Raw genomic sequence first — 18694 nt, forward strand, 5'->3', positions numbered from 1 at the left:
TTTTACCTGACACACCGCCTTCGCGGGCAAGCCTCGCTCCTACAGGTGCAGTTCAACACAACAACAAATGTTCCTCTGAGATAACACCCTTGAGCATTCAACCCAGCACTTATTCACCCGACATCGCGGTGCCGACCGACAAACGTGTCTTCGGCGGTCGTGATCTGTTTTCCCTGTGGTTCTCCCTCGGCATCGGCCTGATGGTTTTGCAGACCGGCGCATTGCTCGCGCCAGGTCTTGGCCTGTCCGGTTCGCTGCTGGCGATTTTCCTTGGCACGCTGGTCGGCGTTCTGCTGCTGGCCGCTGTCGGCGTGATCGGCAGTGACACTGGCCTGTCGTCGATGGCCGCGCTCAAACTCAGCCTCGGTGCGAAAGGCGCGAGCCTGCCAGCGGTGCTGAACCTGCTGCAACTGATCGGTTGGGGCTCGTTCGAAATCATCGTCATGCGCGACGCTGCCAGCCTGCTCGGCGCGCGTGCGTTCAGCGAAGGCAGTCTGTTCTCCAGTCCGCTGCTCTGGACGTTGTTCTTCGGTGCCTTGGCGACCTTGCTGGCCGTCAGCGGTCCGTTGACCTTCGTGCGCCAGATCCTGCGCAAATGGGGCATCTGGCTGCTGCTGGCCGCGTGCATCTGGCTGACCTGGAACCTGTTCGCCAAAGCCGATCTGGCGGCGTTGTGGGCGCAGGCCGGGGACGGTTCGATGCCGTTCGCCGTGGGCTTCGACATTGCCATCGCGATGCCGCTGTCGTGGCTGCCGCTGATCGCTGACTACTCGCGTTTCGGCAAGCGTGCGAAAAACGTGTTCGGCGGGACGGCGATTGGCTTCTTTATCGGTAATTTCTGGCTGATGAGCCTGGGCGTGGCTTACACCCTGGCGTTCGCGCCGAGCGGTGAAGTGAATGCCTTGCTGCTGGCGCTGGCCGGTGCCGGCCTGGGGATTCCGCTGTTGCTGATTCTGCTGGATGAATCGGAAAACGCCTTTGCCGACATTCACTCGGCGGCCGTTTCCAGCGGGATTTTGCTGCGCTTGAAAGTCGAACACCTGGCGTTGGCCATCGGTGTGGTCTGCACCCTGATCGCCTTGCTGGCGCCATTGGCCCAGTACCAGAACTTCCTGCTGTTGATCGGTTCGGTGTTTGCGCCGCTGTTCGGCGTGGTGCTGGTGGATCACTTCATCCTGCGCAAGCGCTCGGCTCAAGTGGCGTCAGCCGCATTGCGCTGGCCGGCGCTGCTCGCCTGGCTGGGCGGGGTCAGCACCTATCACTTGCTGGCCAATCTGTATCCGGACATCGGCGCAACCCTGCCGTCGTTGATTCTGGCAGGGCTGCTGCAACTCGTGCTGGGTCGGGCCTTCAGTTACGGCCGGGAAACAGCTCGGGCTTGATGATGCCGTTCAGGCGAGGGTAGGGGATCTTCAGTTCGACGTGGCCCAGCGCGTAAGGCGCGATGGTGCTCACGTCGTACTTGAGGATCACCCCGCCGTAGGTCAGCGCTATGTTCTGGGTTTTCTGGAACGGCCAGCTCTTCACGAACTCCGGCTCCTGATCGAGCTTGGTGCTGATCAACCAGCTGTTGTGCGCAACCTGCGCCGCTTTCCAGAATGCCTCTTCCTGACCTGGCACCAACATGTCGGACAAGGTCAGCACTTTATGCTGCTGGCGCGAATAGTTGATGAAGCTGCGGCCCGGCGTGCCATGTGCACCGCCGGTGTCCAGGTAGCTGGAAAATTCGACGATCACCAAGCCGTCATGCTGCTCACGTACTTTGGCTTGCAAGTAGCTGCTGTAGCGCGGGCCGGCGGTGCGCAAAAACTCATCGCGATAGGCCGCCAGCGTCGGTGCCACCGGGGCATCGGGCGAGGTGCGGGTCATTTGCAGCAGACGTTTTTCGACAATGCCGTCCAACTGTGGCTCGGCGGGAAAGCGCAGCGTATCGATGTTCACCAGCGGGCAGTCAGGTGTCGTGCAACCCGGTTTCAGCTGTTCGGAAGCATCGCGGGTAGTCTCCAGCGGCGCCCGGTAGTTGGGCTGGAACAGGCTTTGGCAAGCGCCCAGGGTCAGGGCGATTGCGGCCACGGAGGCGATTTTAAAAAGCGACATGGGCGTCCTTCGTAAAACAGGGAAAGGCAAAAAGTTATCCGCTTCGACTCTCAACGAAGCAGTCAGTTCGCCACTAAGCTAATTAGAGTTGGTTTCGCCCTCACCGTCTATCCCGCTGACTGGAAAGGGGCTGCATCAAACGGCGCGGGCGCGTTAGGATGGCGCGAAGTCGAGGTTGCAAGTAACCAAAAGGAGCCTCGGATCGGACTAGCAGTAAACGAGGATTGTCATGACTGATTTTGCCAACGCCATTCCGACCGCCGTTGATATCGTTCGGCGCGAAAAGTGCTACGAGGGCTTTTACAAGCTCGATCGCGTGCACTTGCGCCACGAGTTGTTCGCCGGTGGCATGAGCCGCGAAATCAATCGTGAAGTGTTTGTTCGCCACGATGCGGTCTGCGTGTTGCCCTACGATCCGCAGCGCGATGAAGTGGTGTTGATCGAGCAGTTTCGCGTCGGCGCCATGGACAAGACCGACAATCCCTGGCTGATTGAACTGGTCGCTGGTCTGATCGACAAGGATGAAGTGCCGGAAGAAGTTGCTCACCGCGAAGCGCAGGAGGAAGCTGGGCTTGTATTCGGGGCGCTCTGGCCGATGACCAAGTATTTTCCATCGCCGGGTGGCAGCAATGAATTCGTGCATTTGTTCCTGGGGCGTTGCGAGACAACCGGGGTCGGCGGCCTGCATGGGCTGGAGGAAGAAGCAGAAGATATCCGCGTCACGGTCTGGGCGTTCGAGGATGCCCTGCAAGCCGTACGCGACGGACGAATTGCCAACGCGGCCAGCATCATTGCCTTGCAATGGTTAGCTTTGAACCGCGCTGAAGTGAGGGGGTTATGGTCGTAAACAAGTTGCGCGATCGCTACCGGGTGGACCTCGTGGGGCTGCAAGCCTCTTGCGAGGCCAACTACGCGCGCCTGATGCGACTGCTGCCGGACATGCGCAACGAGCCGGCGGCGCGGCGCATTGCCGTGACCCACGGCGAGCAGATGCTCGGCGTGCTGGCCCTTGAAGTGCTGCAGGTCTGTCCATACACCACGACCCTGCAAGTGCGTCAGGAACACAGCCTGCCGTGGCTGCCGGTGCCACAACTGGAAGTGCAGGTCTATCACGACGCCTGCATGGCCGAAGTGGTCAGCGCCGAACATGCGCGACGCTTTCGCGGGATCTATCCTTACCCGAACGCCTCGATGCACCAGCCGGACGAAAAGGCGCAGCTGAACATGTTCCTGGGTGAATGGCTGAGTCATTGCCTGGCGTGTGGGCACGAATACGCCGTTGTGCGTTGAGCTCGCTAGATGTGAACTGCGTCAGCTTCTCGGATTTCCTCTTTCGTTCGTCCCCCAGCATAATCGCGGCATTCCACTTATCCCGTGTTTAGCCCAGGGAGAACGCCTTGCCGAGCGTATCCACTTTGACCCCCGCCGATTCGGCGTTGCTGGTGCAACTGTCCGACAGCCATCTGTTTGCCGAAGCGGACGGCACGTTGCTGGGCATGAATACGCGCGACAGCCTGCAAAAGGTCATCGAGCTGGTCAGGCAGCAACAGCCGCAGATCGATCTGATCATTGCCAGCGGCGATCTTTCCCAGGACGGGACGCTGGAGTCGTATCAGCAGTTTCGCGACCTGACCCGGCAACTCGATGCGCCGGCGCGCTGGATTCCCGGCAATCACGACGAACCACAGATCATGGCCGCAGCCGCCGTGCACAGCGCGCTGCTGGAACCAGTGGTGGATGTTGGCAACTGGCGCGTCACGTTGCTCGACTCGGCGGTGCCGGGGTCGGTGCCCGGGTATTTGCAGGATGAACAATTGCAGTTGCTGGCGCGCTCGCTGAGCGAGGCACCGGAGCGCCATCATCTGGTGTGCTTCCACCATCATCCGGTGTCGATCGGGTGTGCGTGGATGGAGCCGATCGGGTTGCGCAATCCCGAAGCACTGTTTGCTGTGCTGGACCGGTTCCCGCAAGTACGTGCGGTGCTTTGGGGGCACGTGCATCAGGAAATCGATCAAGTGCGTAACGACGTTCGTCTGATTGCATCGCCCTCGACCTGCATTCAGTTCGAGCCGGGCAGTGAGGATTTCAAGGTCGGCGAGCAGGCGCCAGGGTATCGGTGGTTGCGGCTGTTGCCCGATGGTCGGCTCGAAACCGGCGTAGAGCGCGTGACCGGGTTCGACTTTCAGGTCGACTACGGTTCCAACGGCTACTGAATATCTGCGGTGCTGCCATCGCCAGCAGGCTGGCTCCCACAATGAATCCGCGTCGTGCACAAATCCCTGCGGGAGCCAGCCTGCTGGCGATGGCGTCCGCTCAGACGACATGAATTCCACGGATATCCCCGATTCCCCCGACACCCTGTAAACTCCGCCTTCTTTACCCGACGCACAGGGAGTTCAAATGTCCGGTTCGATCCTTTATATCCACGGTTTCAACAGTGCGCCTTCGTCAAAAAAGGCCACTCAGTTGATCGAAGTGATGGAGCGTCTGGGCTTGAGCGATCACCTGCGCGTTCCGGCCCTGCATCACCATCCGCGCGAGGCCATCGGTCAGCTCGAACAGGCAATTTCGGAGCTTGGCCGGCCACTGCTGGTCGGCAGCTCACTCGGCGGCTACTATGCGACTCACCTGGCCGAGCGCCATGGCTTGAAAGCCCTGTTGATCAACCCCGCCGTCAGTCCGCACCGGATGTTCGACGGGTATCTGGGGACGCAGAAAAACCTGTATACCGATGAGGCCTGGGAATTGACCCACGACCATGTGACGGCCCTGGCCGAGCTGGAAGTGCCGGCGCTCCAGGACCCGCAGCGGTATCAGGTATGGTTGCAGACGGGCGACGAAACGCTGGATTATCGTCTCGCCCAGCAGTATTACCGGGCCTGTGCCTTGCGCATCCAGGCCGGCGGCGACCATAGTTTCCAGGGTTTTGCCGGGCAATTGCCGGCAATGCTGAGTTTTGCCGGCATCGGCGCAGATTTGTATCAGGCGATAGATTTCACTGCACTGTGAGTCATCACCTCTATTTAATAGAACATTTGACGACGAGACCCCATGGCCACTCCCAGCGCTAGCTCTTATAACGCAGACGCCATCGAAGTCCTCTCGGGCCTCGACCCGGTGCGCAAACGCCCCGGCATGTACACCGACACCAGTCGGCCGAACCACCTCGCCCAGGAAGTCATCGACAACAGCGTCGACGAAGCCTTGGCCGGGCATGCGACATCGGTGCAGGTCATCCTGCACGCCGATCACTCCCTGGAAGTCAGCGATGACGGCCGTGGCATGCCGGTGGACATTCACCCGGAAGAGGGTGTTTCCGGGGTCGAACTGATCCTCACCAAACTCCACGCGGGCGGCAAGTTTTCCAACAAGAACTACCAGTTCTCCGGTGGTTTGCACGGGGTGGGTATTTCGGTGGTCAACGCCTTGTCGACCGAAGTCCGGGTGCGCGTGAAGCGCGACGGCAACGAATACCAGATGACCTTCGCCGACGGTTACAAGAAGACCGAGTTGGAAGTGGTCGGCACCGTTGGCAAGCGCAACACCGGCACCAGCGTGTTCTTCGCGCCAGACCCGAAGTACTTCGACTCACCGAAATTTTCCATCAGCCGCCTCAAGCACGTGCTCAAGGCCAAGGCCGTTCTGTGCCCGGGGCTGCTGGTCAGTTTTGAAGACAAGGCCACCGGCGAGAAAGTCGAATGGCATTACGAAGACGGCCTGCGCTCCTACCTGGTGGACGCGGTCAGCGAATTCGAGCGCCTGCCGGACGAGCCGTTCTGCGGCAGCCTGGCCGGTAACAAAGAAGCGGTCGACTGGGCGCTGCTGTGGTTGCCGGAAGGTGGCGACAGCGTGCAGGAAAGCTACGTCAACCTGATCCCGACGGCCCAGGGCGGTACGCACGTCAACGGTTTGCGTCAGGGCTTGCTTGATGCCATGCGCGAGTTCTGCGAATTCCGCAGCCTGCTGCCACGCGGCGTGAAGCTGGCGCCGGAAGACGTCTGGGAACGCATCGCCTTCGTCCTGTCGATGAAAATGCAGGAGCCGCAATTCTCCGGCCAGACCAAAGAGCGTCTGTCGTCCCGCGAAGCGGCGGCGTTCGTGTCCGGTGTGGTCAAGGATGCGTTCAGCCTGTGGCTCAACGCTCACCCGGAAACCGGCATGCTCCTGGCGGAGCTGGCGATCAACAACGCCGGCCGTCGTCTGAAGGCCAGCAAGAAGGTCGAGCGCAAGCGCATTACCCAAGGCCCGGCACTGCCGGGCAAGCTCGCCGACTGCGCCGGGCAGGACCCGATGCGTTCCGAACTGTTCCTGGTGGAAGGTGACTCCGCCGGTGGTTCCGCCAAGCAAGCGCGGGACAAAGAGTTTCAAGCGATCCTGCCGTTGCGCGGCAAGATCCTGAACACCTGGGAAGTCGACGGCAGCGAAGTGCTGGCCAGCCAGGAAGTGCACAACATTGCCGTGGCCATCGGTGTCGATCCGGGCGCGGCGGACATGAGCCAGCTGCGTTACGGCAAGATCTGCATCCTCGCCGACGCCGACTCCGACGGTCTGCACATCGCCACGCTGCTGTGCGCGCTGTTCGTCCAGCATTTCCGCCCGCTGGTGGATGCCGGTCACGTCTACGTCGCGATGCCGCCGCTGTACCGAATCGATTTGGGCAAAGAAATCTACTACGCCCTCGACGAAGCTGAGCGTGACGGCATTCTCGATCGTCTGGTGGCCGAGAAGAAACGCGGCAAACCGCAGGTCACCCGATTCAAAGGTTTGGGTGAAATGAACCCGCCGCAACTGCGCGAAACCACCATGGACCCGAACACCCGGCGTCTGGTGCAACTGACCCTGGAAGATTTCGAAGCGACTTCGGAAATGATGGACATGTTGCTGGCGAAGAAACGCGCCGGTGATCGTAAATCCTGGCTGGAATCCAAAGGCAACCTGGCCGAGGTTCTTGGCTGATGCGGGTTGGCTTTGCCCTGGCGTGTGCGTTACTTCTGACCTCGGCTTCGGCGTTTGCCGAGCCGGCACCGGAGTTGCGCCTGTTGTCCGAGCATCCCGTGGAGGGCATGCGCGGCGGCAACCTGTCGGGGCTGGCCCAGTGTGGCAAGAATCTGTGGGCCGTTTCCGATCGCGACGACGATCAGATCTACCGGCTCGAAACCGGCGACACGGTCTGGCAGGCTGAAACCGTGCGCATCGGTGTGCCGCCGGTGCCGGACAGCGATTTGCCCTGGGGTTTGCGTTCGCGAACCTGGGTGGCGTCGTTCGCGCGCGGCGGGGACCTGGATTTCGAAGGCATCACCTGCGACAGCGCCGGCAACCGCTACATCGTCAGCGAGTCCCATGCGGCGATTCTGCAAGTGCCGCCCGTTGGGCCGACGTCCTGGCTGAAGATTTCGCCGATGCTGGTTCGCGAGGCGCGGGCCAGCGGTATGTTGTTGCACTTCAATGCATTGTTCGAGGGCCTGGCGATCAATCCGGAGGGCGACCAGTTGTGGTTGGCCGCCGAGCGTGAGCGCCGAGGACTGCTGTTGATCAAGCGCCAGCAAACGGTCTGGGATTGCGACGGCGGCTGCGTGCTGTTGAGCGAAGCCGGGATGGAAATGCAGCCGGCGAAATTTCCCAAGGCCAGAGCCGTGTCGCGGGATTTCGCCGATCTGTCGTTGTTCAACGGCAAGCTGTTCACCCTTGAGCGCAACGCGTTCGAGATTTGTCGCCGTGACGCGGTGACGGCCAAGGTCGAGCGTTGCTGGTCGTTTGCCGACGAGGCATTGCAGGAGAACCGTCGTTATCCACAGGGCTATGGCCTGACGGAAGCGTTGATCGTCGACGCCGATGGCGCCTGGGTCGGCATTGATAACAACGACGGTGCCCGTGCTGACGGCGAGTATCGCCCGGTCGTCTGGCGCTTTGCAGCGCCGGAAGGTGGCTGGAGTGCCAAGCCATGACGCCGCAAACACCAGGGAAGCGCGCCGGTCGGGTGTTCATGGTACTGGCCTGGTGCGCAGCGCTATTTCTGGCGACACGGTTTTTCGGCCAATGGGAGGAGCGTCAGCAAAATCCCAATGTCGTCGTCAGCTCGGAACAGGGCGAAGGTTTTATCGAAGTGAAACTGGCCAGCAACACTCAGGGGCACTTCGTCGCCAGCGGCCAGATCAACGGCCAGTCGGTGGATTTCATGCTGGATACCGGGGCGACCGATGTGGCGATCCCGGCAGAAATGGCCGAACGGCTGAAACTTGAACAAGGCTTCGGGGTGACCCTGAGCACCGCCAACGGTCGCACCGAGGGTTATCGAACCCGCGTCGACCGGCTGCAACTGGGCGACATTGTGCTGCGTGATGTGCGCGCCATCGTCGTGCCAGGCCTGGATGGCAAGCAAGTGCTGCTCGGTATGAGCGCGCTGAACAAACTTGAATTTACCCAGCGCGGTGGCACCATGCTGCTGCGCCAGACAACGAACCGATGAGGCCCGCATGAGCGACTCCCTTGATCTCAGCCTGGACGGTGTAGAGCGCCGGTCACTGGCTGACTTCACCGAAAATGCCTACCTCAACTACTCCATGTACGTGATCATGGACCGTGCCTTGCCGCATATCGGCGACGGCCTGAAACCGGTACAGCGACGCATCGTCTACGCGATGAGCGAGTTGGGGCTGGACGCCGATTCCAAGCACAAGAAGTCGGCGCGTACCGTCGGTGACGTGCTCGGTAAATTCCACCCGCACGGCGATTCGGCCTGCTACGAAGCCATGGTCCTGATGGCCCAGCCGTTCAGCTACCGCTACACGCTGGTCGACGGCCAGGGTAACTGGGGTGCGCCGGATGATCCCAAGTCCTTCGCCGCCATGCGATACACCGAAGCGCGGCTGTCGCGTTATTCCGAAGTGCTGCTCAGTGAACTGGGCCAGGGCACTGCGGACTGGGGCCCGAACTTCGACGGCACACTCGACGAGCCATTGGTGTTGCCGGCACGTTTGCCGAACATCCTGCTCAACGGCACCACCGGCATCGCCGTGGGCATGGCCACCGACGTTCCGCCGCACAACCTGCGCGAAGTCGCGACCGCCTGCGTGCGTTTGCTCGATGAGCCAAAAGCCACGGTCGAACAGCTCTGCGAACACATTCAGGGCCCGGATTACCCGACCGAAGCGGAAATCATCACGCCGCGTGCCGACCTGCTGAAAATGTACGAAACCGGCAAGGGCTCGGTGCGCATGCGTGCCGTGTACCACATCGAAGACGGCGACATCATCGTCACCGCGCTGCCGCATCAGGTATCGGGCGCCAAGGTGCTGGAACAGATCGCGGCGATGATGCAGGCCAAACCGTCCAAGGCCCCGCAGATCGCTGACCTGCGTGACGAATCCGACCACGAGAACCCGTGCCGGATCGTGATCATTCCCGGCGCACGGAAAAACTTCGACCACGACGCGCTGATGCAGCACCTGTTCGCCAGCACCGAGCTGGAGTCGAGCTACCGGGTCAACATCAACATCATCGGCCTGGATGGCAAGCCGCAGCTGAAGAACCTGCGTGCGTTGCTGGTTGAATGGCTGGAGTTCCGCGTTCAAACCGTGCGTCGTCGTCTGCAATTCCGCCTCGACAAGGTTGAGCGTCGCCTGCACCTGTTGGACGGTTTGTTGATTGCCTACCTCAACCTGGATGAAGTGATTCACATCATCCGCACCGAGGAGCATCCGAAAGCCGCCCTGATCGCGCGTTTCGCCCTGAGCGAAATCCAGGCCGAGTACATTCTGGACACCCGTTTGCGTCAGTTGGCGCGACTGGAAGAAATGAAGCTGCGCTCCGAGCAGGATGAACTGCTCAAGGAACAAGCCAAGCTGCAAGCCCTGCTGGGCAGCGAAGCCAAGCTGAAAAAGCTGGTGCGCACCGAGCTGATCAAGGATGCCGAAACCTACGGCGACGACCGTCGTTCGCCAATCGTCGAGCGCGCCGAGGCCAAGGCCTTGACCGAGCACGATCTGCTGCCGAACGAGAAAGTGTCCGTAGTGCTGTCGGAAAAAGGCTGGGTCCGCTCCGCCAAAGGGCACGAAATTGACGCCACCGGGCTTTCCTACAAGGCCGGGGATGGTTTCAAGGCCTTGGCGGCCGGGCGCTCCAACCAGTTTGCGGTGTTCATCGACTCCACCGGTCGCAGCTATTCGGTGGCCTCGCACACCTTGCCTTCGGCCCGTGGCCAGGGCGAACCGTTGACCGGTCGTCTGACACCGCCGCCAGGCGCGACGTTCGAATGCGTGCTGATGCCGGAAGACGATTCGCTGTACGTGATCGCCTCCGATGCCGGTTACGGTTTCGTGGTCAAGGGCGAAGACTTCCAGGCGAAGAACAAGGCGGGCAAGGCGCTGCTGAGCTTACCGAACAACTCGAAAGTGATTTTGCCGCGTCCAGTGGCGGATCGTGAGAACAACTGGCTGGCGTCGGTGACCACCGAAGGTCGCTTGCTAATCTTCAAAATCAGCGATCTGCCACAATTAGGTAAGGGCAAAGGCAACAAGATCATCGGGATTTCCGGTGAGCGTGTGGCCAGTCGCGAAGAATATGTCACGGACATCGCTGTGCTGCCGGATGGAGCCACCTTGGTGCTGCAGGCCGGAAAGCGTACCTTGTCACTGAAAGCGGACGACCTCGAACACTACAAAGGTGAGCGTGGACGTCGTGGCAACAAACTTCCACGGGGCTTCCAGAGGGTAGATGCGCTGCTCGTCGAAAACCTCAATTAACCGCGCTAGAGCGCTCGATCTACGATTTAACGCGTAGATCGACGCTTTGCCGCTGGAGTCGGAACGCATATTCACGGATGATATGGCCTTTCCAAGCGCCGGCGTGGCCGAGCGTTCTTCATATTTATTGAGTATTTTCACTGTGGTGTGCCTTGTGGCAACCACCTGGATGGGACGATGACTGCTCTGCGCCTTCCTTTTATTTTGATGCTCGCTGGCGTTCTTGGCCTGGCGGGTTGCAGCGTTCACCAACCGGTGTCGCTGTATCAGCTGGACAGCGGAAGTCCGGCTCAGCCTGCGCAAAGCGCGGGCATGGCGGTATTGCTCGGCCCGGTAACGGTTGCCGATTACCTGCAGCGTGAAACGCTGTTGCAGCGTCAGCCGGATGGCAGCCTTCAGGCCTCGACCGATGGTCGTTGGGCCGGCAGCCTTTCTTCCGACATCGATCAACTGTTGCTGCGTCAGGTAGCGGGTCATCTGGACAGTCAGCGTGTGGTGCTGGCGCCGGCGAGCGTGGGCTTCACACCGGATGTTCAGGTACTGCTGACCATCACGCGCCTGGACTCGGGCGAGTCGCAACCGGCGATCCTCGATGCTCAATGGCGTTTGATCGACCGTCGCGGGCAGGTTCGCGATAACCGCATCGTTCATCTGCAAGAACAGCACGCGGGCGGTACGGCGGCGCAGGTTCAGGCTCAGGGTGTGTTGTTGCAGAAGCTCGCCGAACAGCTGTCGATCGCGCTCAAGCCATTGGCCAATCAGCCACCGATTGCAGAAGCGCCAAAAAAACCGGCAGCCAAGCCTGTGGCTCCGGCGACAGAGCAAGAGAAGCAGCCGAAGATCCCGATGGCTGCACCGATCCGTACGGATATGGAAGTGTTCAGGTTCTAAGGCCTGGATAGATTGCAAACAGAGCCCGCAGAGATGCGGGCTTTGTTGTTTCTGCCTGTTGGGAATCTTTAGTGCCTGTCTCGGCCTCTTCGCGGGCAAGCCTCGCTCCTACATGTATTGCTTCGTACACAAATCGCGCGAACCACTCGAAACCTGTAGGAGCGAGGCTTGCCCGCGAAGGCATCAGGGCGGGCAACAAAAAAGCCCGCAGACAATCACTTGTCTGCGGGCTTCTTCACATCCGGGCTTAAGGCTGCTTACGCCCGACGTTCATGCATCCGCGCCAACTGTCGCTCCAGCATCGACGGATAAGGCTCCATCAACCGCTCCACGCAGCACGCACCCTCAGGGCTGGCAATCGGGCGGATTCGCGCACGCTGGCGAATCAGCGCGTCGTCACTGATCTTGCGCTCCACCAGCAGCAGATTGCGGCTGTGTTGCGACAGGGCCAGGGCGTCCTGGGCGGTTTCGGTCAGCAACAGGTCGATCTGGCTCAGGCCGAACAGCTCATCACCCAGGGTCACGCCCAGCTGCAATTGCAGGGTGATGCCGCTGTCGGCGACTTCGATCTGCAACTGATGGCCCAGGGCTCGCAGCAACTCGCCGCAGCAGATGGCGTTGGTCAGGTAGTCGTCGCCGCTGTCCTCGGTGTGGAACACCATCAGCGTGCTGCCATCGTTCAGGCTGTGCAGTTCGCCCTCATAGAGCGAGGCCGCCTGATCGAGGCAATCGCGATAACGTTTGAGCAGTTCTTCCAGGCGCGCCCGTGGCAGGCGGCGCAATTGATCCTGGGCGCCCAGTTGCACGGCCAGCACTGCGCTGTGTTGCGGCACGTTCGATACTGGCGCTCTGACTACTGGTTTCGCGGCTGTCGATTCGTCACGCAAATCGGCAAACGCATCGTCGTCATCTTCGTCTTCGACGGTGCTGACGATGTGCCGTGGCGCAGGTTTGAGGCTAGCGACAGGCTTGGTCTCGTCGAAACTCGGGTCGCGCAGGTTGCGCACTTCGAAGGACGGCTCGGCGTCATCGTCGTAATCGACGTCGTCGAACTCAGGTTCCGGTGCGGGCTCAGGCTCGGCCGGTTCCGGCGCGAAGTTGGCGTGCAGCTGGCGAGCCAGGTCGCCGATTTCATCCTGGCGGTCGGTGGCCGGGGTGTATTCGTCGATGTTGCGCAGCCACACGCGCAATTGCAGCAGCGGCGTGGAGATGTGCCGACCCAGGCGCAGGCTCAAGGCCAGGGACAGTGCCAACAGAATCGCACTCAAGATGCCCATGCTTTGCAGGCTGATGGTCATCGGCTGCTGGAACTGATCCATGTCCAGGCTGATGCGCAGTTGCCCGGCGGTCACGTCCTGAAAGGTGATCTTGCTCTGGTACATGCCCTCGGCTTCGCCCAGCAGGCCGTGCTTGGGGCGCTGACCGGCTTCGGCGAGGATGCGGTTGTCCACGCTATAAATGGCGGCGTGGGCCACCAGCTTGTTCTTGGTCAGGTTGTTGAGCAGCACGTTGAGGCTGAGGATGTCGTTGGACACCAACAGCTCCGTGGCGGACGTGGCGGTCTGCGTGGTCAGGCTTTCGCCCAGCGCATCTGCCTGCTCGTGCATGGCCTGCTTGAACTGCAAACCCATCACGCAGGCGTAGATCACCAGGGCCAGAGCGACCAGGATCACGTTATGGCTGGCGATGCGCAATGCAATCGGTACACGGCGGTGGCGCAGTGCACGGAAGATCAGCAGAAAGAAGTTATCGGTTTTAACTGGCGTGGGCCGGTTCACTTGAGCTCGGCTCTTTTGTCCGTGAAGTTGACGCGCAGTATAGCGACAGGCCCTAGACCGGCAAAGCGCTCACGGTGCCCGATGGTCACTGAAAGTGGGTAGAATGCGGTTTTTTTCCACCTGCGGGGGTGCGCCTTGCGCGAAATCGTCCTGATAAACATCACTGGTGAGGACCGTCCGGGTCTGACCGCGGCCATTACCGGCGTTCTGGCCCAGGGTGGTGTGAACATTCTCGACATTGGTCAGGCGGTGATCCACGACACATTGTCGTTCGGCATCCTGGTTGAAATTCCTGACACCGAGCAAGGCAAGTCGGTGCTCAAGGACATCCTGTTCAAGGGCTATGAGCTGGACCAACAGGTGCGTTTCACGCCGGTGTCCGAAGAGGATTACCAGCAATGGGTCGGTAATCAGGGCAAAAAACGCCACATCGTGACGCTATTGACCCGCAAAGTGACTGCCGGGCAATTGCAGGCTGTGAGCTCGATCACCGCCAAATATGGCCTGAACATCGACCACATCGATCGCCTGTCCGGGCGCATGCCGCTGGATACCCCGGCCGATAAAGGCAAGGGCTGCATCGAGTTTTCCGTGCGTGGCGAAGCGGCGGATCCGCAAGCGCTGCGAGCGGAATTCCTCAGCGTCGCCCAGGAATTGAACGTCGACATCGCCTTCCAGGAAGATTCGCTGTTCCGCCGCAACCGTCGTCTGGCGGTGTTTGACATGGACTCGACGCTGATCGAAGCCGAAGTCATCGACGAACTGGCCAAGGCGGCCGGTGTGGGCGATCAGGTTTCGGAGATTACCGAGCGGGCGATGGCCGGCGAGCTGGATTTCCGTGCCAGCTTCAAGGAGCGCCTGGCGTTGCTCAAAGGGCTGGATGTCAGCGTGCTGGATTCGATCGGTGCCTCGCTGCGCCTGACCGAAGGCGCCGAAACCCTGTTCGCCGAACTCAAGCGCCTGGGCTACAAGACCGCGATTCTGTCGGGCGGCTTCACCTACTTCGCCAAGCAATTGCAGGCCAAGCTGGGCATCGACTACGTGTTCGCCAACGAGCTGGAAGTGGTCGATGGCAAGGTCACCGGCGTGGCGGTCGAGCCGATTGTCGATGCGCAGCGCAAGGCGGATCTGCTGAAGGAGCTGGCGCACAAGGAAGGCTTGCGTCTGGAGCAGACCATTGCGGTCGGCGACGGCGCCAACGATTTGCCGATGCTGGCGATTGCCGGGCTGGGCGTGGCTTTCCGCGCCAAGCCACTGGTCAAACAGTCGGCGAAGCAGGCGATCTCCACGTTGGGGCTGGATGGCGTGCTGTATCTGCTGGGCTTTCGGGATCGTGATGGGCAGCTCTGAGTCTTGTATTGACTGATAGGGCCTCTTCGCGGGCAAGCCTCGCTCCTACAGGTAATTGCGTACCCCCTGTAGGAGCGAGGCTTGCCCGCGAAGGCGTCACCGCCGATTTAACGTCGGGCCCTCAAAGCGTCTGCCACAACGAATCAAACGCCTCCTCGACACCAACCACGCCGCTCCCCGCGGCGTTGTCGTTTCTGGCCGCTTCCAACGACCGATACGCAAACTGATTGAAGCTGTTGGTACTCGACACCCGCCGATCCAGTCCGGCCCGGCGCTCCTCGCCGTTGGTGTTGATCAGCACCTTGTGGCCTTCCTGGAACGGCAGGCGCGGAGCGAGCAGGGTGGCCGGTAAATCTATCGCGCTGATGGCCGGCAGCAACAGGCCGCGCAGGTAGTGGCTGTGGTCGTCCCGGGTGCGCACCAGTTGCAGGCCGCAAGGTTCGGCGTATGGCGCGACTTGCTCGATGCCCATTTGCGTGCCACCGCCGCGAACCTGGCGGATCCAGCGCACCACCGCAATGCTCCAGCCTGCGCCCGCCGTGTCCTCGATGCCGACCATCTCGCCAGCCTGTAGCTCGGCCGGCACTGCGTCAGGCCAGGCCAGGCAATAACCCCCCGGGCTGTGATTGATCACGGGCAGGACGTACGTCGGAAAGTGGCGGTCGCTGGCTTCGTGACTGTCGTCATTCTGCAGCTGCCGGTATTCGATTTCTTCGTAGGGCAGCAACGTGTCGGTGGTGCCGTGGGGCGCTGCGTCGAAGGCATGGCTCCATTGGTCCTTTTCCCGGAGCGCGGGCGATATCGCCGTGAACTGCGCACGGCGGGCGCCGGGGTGTTTCAGGATTTCGCTGAACGGGCGCTGCCCGCCCAGATAGAAGTGCAGCGCGCTCATGCCCACGCACAAGGTCAAGGTGCCTTGACTGGCGGTGCGCTGGAAACTGCGCTCGACCGCCTGCCCCCACGCGGCACTCAGGTGTTGCAGCGTATCCAGGCTCAGGCCTGCCGGCACCGGGAGTGGCGACTCGCCGTCGTTTTTTTCCAAATGGGCGTCGATGGCTGCGACCAGCGGTTGCGGATCGAACCCCAGCAAACGCTCTTGTTGCCCGGGCCGGAATTTCGAGCGGTAACGCGGCCCGATGTCGAGTTCCGGGGCGATGGCAAACAATCCATCGGCCGGTGTTTCCGGTTGCAGCTTGATCAGTTTGCTCCACGGCTCCAGCACTTCGGCGAGCCGCGCGATCTGGTTCTGGCGCAGTTGATTGCAACGTGCGGCGCCCACTAGCAGGGCGACCACGTACGTCTGTTCGATGCTCAGGTTTTGCGTCTGACTCGCCAATTCATCGCGCAGGTTCAGATGCTGCAGCTGAAGGCTACAGGCGATTCGATACAGCTGGTGCAGCTCCAGCCACACGCCTTCCGGCACCGGGCAATAGAGTTGGGTGGCGCGGATCAGCGACCCGTTGAGGCAATGCATCGCCCGTTGTAACGCCTGGGCCAGCAGTGGCGCACGGTCCTTGCTGAAGCGCGGCGTGATGCGCACGACGATCTGTTTGTAGCCGATCGCCAAGTGGCTTTGCAGCGCCTGGCAGAGGTTGGCGATCTTGCTTGAACGCTCGTCGAGGGCAATCGACTGGTGCAGGAAATGCCGCTCCAGGTGTTTGCAGACGTAATACACCTCGGGCCTTAGCAGTTCGAGCAATTGCAGGCGATTGTCGCTGGGTGTCAGTAACTGGTTCAGTTCGCTCAAGCCCTGATAGAGCTGGCGTGCGGTTTCGCCGATGTTGGCTTTGGGCAGGTTGGCGATCCAGCGCTTGAGGTCGCGCGGGGTGGCTTCGCAGAACGACAGGCGCAACTGTGCGGGGACAGGGGCGCGCAGCAGAAGGTGGGGACTGGTCTCATTCATGCGGTGGACAAACTCCAACCGGGAAATGGGCAGTGAATGACCAGACTTTAGCAGCTATGACTAGGGCGCGCGCATTGCAATGCCTGTTCTCTGTAGGAGCGAAGCTTGCTCGCGAAGAGCCGGAGGACGCCGCGGATCATCAGACAGATCCCGGTTGGCATTGACGACCTTCGCGAGCAATCGAGCGTCGACCGGCTGCTCCTACAGTAGAGCAGCGTTGGATCAGGCTTTCGGCAGGCCCATGCCCTGGCCCATCTGCACCGGCGAACCGGCCGCCAGTTCTTCAGCCCACTGCACTTGATCCGGGCCGAACAGCACAACAGCCGTCGAACCCAGTTTGAAACGACCCAGTTCCGCACCTTTCTCCAGGTGGATCGGCGCACGGGCAGCTTCGTCGTAGCGGAAGGTTTTCAGCTCGCGTTTCGGTGGGGTCACCAGGCCAGCCCACACGGTTTCGATCGACGCCACGATCATCGCGCCCACCAGCACCACGGCCATCGGCCCGCGCTCGGTGTCAAAAATGCACGCCACACGCTCGTTGCGGGCGAACAGCTCCGGAACGTTTTCCGCAGTGGTCTGGTTGACCGAGAAAATCCGCCCCGGAATGTAGACCATCTCGCGCAGGGTGCCGGCCAGCGGCATGTGCACGCGGTGGTAGTCCTTCGGCGACAGGTAAATCGTCGCGAAATCACCGCCCATGAACGGCGCGGCGTTGGCCGCGTCACCGCCCAGCAGTTCCAGCACGCTGAAGCTGTGGCCCTTGGCCTGGAACACGCGGCCGTGCTCGATCGGGCCGAGCTGGCTGACCGCGCCGTCGGCCGGGCTGAGGATGGCGCCCGGGGTTTCGTCCAGCGGGCGAGCGCCGTCTTTCAAGGCGCGGGTGAAGAACGCGTTGAAATGCTCGTAGGCGGTCAGGTCTTCGACCAGGGCCTGGGACATGTCCACCTGATAACGCTTGGCGAACCACGCGGTGAACGCATTCTTGAACCAGCGCACACGGCATTCGGCGATGCAGCCGGCCAGTCGCGAGAGCAAGTGGTGGGGCAGCAGGTATTGGCTGAGGATAAACAAACGCTTATTCATTAACTGTCCTTAAAAACCTTAAATCTCTACAGGCGTATCGGGATGGTTACCCCATTCGCCCCAGGAGCCGGCGTAGCCTTTGACCCGCGGATAACCGAGGGACTTGGCCACCAGATAGGTGAAGCCAGAACGGTGGTGAGTCTGGCAGTGGGTAATCACTTCTTTGTCTTTGCTGATCCCGAGTTGTTCGAGGATCTGCGGCATGTCCGAGCGGATGCGCAGGTTGCGCGCCCGGTCCATGCCTGCGGTCCACTCGAAGTTGACCGCGCCGGGAATGTGTCCGCCCTTGGCCGCCAGGACTTTCTCGCCGGAGTACTCCAGCGGCCCGCGCGCATCCCAGATCGCCAGGTCGGCGGCGCCGAGACGGCTTTGCAGGTATTCGCGGGTGGCGGTGGGTTCGTCGTGCAGGGTCAACGCAACCGGGCCGCCGACCGCGGGCGGGATCTGGATCGACATGGGCGAGCCTTCCGCCAGCCACGCCGTCAGACCGCCGTCGACATAGTGATACTTGTGGTGGCCGATGACATCCAGCAGCCAGATAAAACGCCCGGCCCAACCGCCGCCTTCGTCGTCATACACGACGTAGACCGCATCGGGGTTGTGGCCCAGCTCGCCGAACAACGCTTCGAGAGCCGCTTGCGGCGGCATCAGGCCCGGCGCCGGTGGCTGGCCGAGTTGCGTGCGTTTCGGATCGACGAAGCGCGCGCCGGGAATATGCCCTTCGGCATAGCGGGCGCTGCTGGTCAGGTCCACCAGAATCAGATCGCGGGCGTCGAGGCGAGAGAGCAAGTCGCTCGGTTCGATCACCAGCGGCAAGCCAGAGAAGTCAGACATGTGAGGTCTCCAGAGCA

The 18694-nt window shown here is 61.4% G+C and carries 16 protein-coding genes; 11 read left to right on the forward strand and 5 right to left on the reverse strand.

Annotated features, from left to right (window positions below; all coding sequences use genetic code 11):
* The first annotated feature begins 89 nt into the window (after positions 1-89).
* Positions 90-1382 carry a putative hydroxymethylpyrimidine transporter CytX gene (cytX, locus tag KGA82_RS15660; RefSeq protein WP_008027897.1) on the forward strand — a complete coding sequence of 431 codons (1293 nt, stop codon included), beginning with the start codon at positions 90-92 and terminating at the stop codon, positions 1380-1382.
* Here cytX and KGA82_RS15665 read toward each other — a convergent pair.
* Positions 1351-2097: an RsiV family protein gene (locus KGA82_RS15665; RefSeq protein ID WP_008040407.1), complete on the reverse strand. Its 747-nt coding sequence runs from the start codon at positions 2095-2097 to the stop codon at positions 1351-1353. The genes cytX and KGA82_RS15665 overlap by 32 nt on opposite strands.
* A 229-nt stretch (positions 2098-2326) precedes the next feature.
* Between KGA82_RS15665 and KGA82_RS15670 the strand changes: the two genes are divergently transcribed.
* From KGA82_RS15670 to KGA82_RS15710, 9 genes are all read left to right on the forward strand, one after another.
* Entirely contained in the window at positions 2327-2944 is a 618-nt protein-coding gene (locus KGA82_RS15670) for an NUDIX domain-containing protein (RefSeq protein ID WP_223451131.1), read from the forward strand.
* Complete coding sequence (locus KGA82_RS15675) at positions 2935-3387, forward strand: DUF1249 domain-containing protein (protein ID WP_008027902.1); 453 nt, start codon at positions 2935-2937, stop codon at positions 3385-3387. The genes KGA82_RS15670 and KGA82_RS15675 overlap by 10 nt, the downstream gene beginning before the upstream one ends.
* Positions 3388-3494: 107 nt before the next feature.
* Positions 3495-4310, forward strand: a complete 816-nt coding sequence (gene cpdA / locus KGA82_RS15680) for a 3',5'-cyclic-AMP phosphodiesterase (protein ID WP_008040409.1) — start codon at positions 3495-3497, stop codon at positions 4308-4310.
* A 187-nt stretch (positions 4311-4497) separates the two neighbouring features.
* A complete protein-coding gene (locus tag KGA82_RS15685) occupies positions 4498-5106 on the forward strand; it encodes a YqiA/YcfP family alpha/beta fold hydrolase (RefSeq protein ID WP_223451134.1) in 609 nt (202 codons plus the stop codon).
* A gap of 42 nt (positions 5107-5148) precedes the next feature.
* A complete protein-coding gene (gene parE, locus KGA82_RS15690) occupies positions 5149-7053 on the forward strand; it encodes a DNA topoisomerase IV subunit B (protein ID WP_008027908.1) in 1905 nt (634 codons plus the stop codon).
* Entirely contained in the window at positions 7053-8042 is a 990-nt protein-coding gene (locus tag KGA82_RS15695) for an esterase-like activity of phytase family protein (RefSeq protein ID WP_008027910.1), read from the forward strand. The genes parE and KGA82_RS15695 overlap by 1 nt, the downstream gene beginning before the upstream one ends.
* Positions 8039-8563, forward strand: a complete 525-nt coding sequence (locus KGA82_RS15700; RefSeq protein ID WP_008027912.1) for a TIGR02281 family clan AA aspartic protease — start codon at positions 8039-8041, stop codon at positions 8561-8563. The genes KGA82_RS15695 and KGA82_RS15700 overlap by 4 nt, the downstream gene beginning before the upstream one ends.
* 7 nt (positions 8564-8570) lie before the next feature.
* Positions 8571-10838: a DNA topoisomerase IV subunit A gene (parC, locus tag KGA82_RS15705; RefSeq protein WP_008027914.1), complete on the forward strand. Its 2268-nt coding sequence runs from the start codon at positions 8571-8573 to the stop codon at positions 10836-10838.
* A 177-nt stretch (positions 10839-11015) separates the two neighbouring features.
* The gene (locus KGA82_RS15710; RefSeq protein WP_008027916.1) at positions 11016-11729 is read left to right on the forward strand and encodes a membrane integrity-associated transporter subunit PqiC; all 714 of its coding nucleotides are present in this window, start codon (positions 11016-11018) and stop codon (positions 11727-11729) included.
* A 257-nt stretch (positions 11730-11986) separates the two neighbouring features.
* Here KGA82_RS15710 and KGA82_RS15715 read toward each other — a convergent pair whose 3' ends face one another.
* A complete protein-coding gene (locus KGA82_RS15715; protein ID WP_223451136.1) occupies positions 11987-13507 on the reverse strand; it encodes an AhpA/YtjB family protein in 1521 nt (506 codons plus the stop codon).
* Between the two features lie 135 nt (positions 13508-13642).
* Between KGA82_RS15715 and serB the strand changes: the two genes are divergently transcribed.
* A complete protein-coding gene (serB, locus tag KGA82_RS15720) occupies positions 13643-14857 on the forward strand; it encodes a phosphoserine phosphatase SerB (protein WP_008027919.1) in 1215 nt (404 codons plus the stop codon).
* 121 nt (positions 14858-14978) lie between these two features.
* Here serB and KGA82_RS15725 read toward each other — a convergent pair whose 3' ends face one another.
* The 3 genes from KGA82_RS15725 to KGA82_RS15735 form a co-directional block, all read right to left on the reverse strand.
* Positions 14979-16760: a molecular chaperone gene (locus KGA82_RS15725; protein ID WP_223451138.1), complete on the reverse strand. Its 1782-nt coding sequence runs from the start codon at positions 16758-16760 to the stop codon at positions 14979-14981.
* Between the two features lie 222 nt (positions 16761-16982).
* Entirely contained in the window at positions 16983-17843 is an 861-nt protein-coding gene (asd, locus tag KGA82_RS15730) for an archaetidylserine decarboxylase (RefSeq protein ID WP_008040415.1), read from the reverse strand.
* Between the two features lie 18 nt (positions 17844-17861).
* The gene (locus tag KGA82_RS15735; protein WP_008027926.1) at positions 17862-18677 is read right to left on the reverse strand and encodes a rhodanese-like domain-containing protein; all 816 of its coding nucleotides are present in this window, start codon (positions 18675-18677) and stop codon (positions 17862-17864) included.
* Between the last annotated feature and the right edge of the window lie 17 nt (positions 18678-18694).

It is taken from the genome of Pseudomonas sp. BF-RE-22 (assembly GCF_019956155.1).
GTDB classification, from domain to species: Bacteria; Pseudomonadota; Gammaproteobacteria; order Pseudomonadales; family Pseudomonadaceae; genus Aquipseudomonas; species Aquipseudomonas migulae.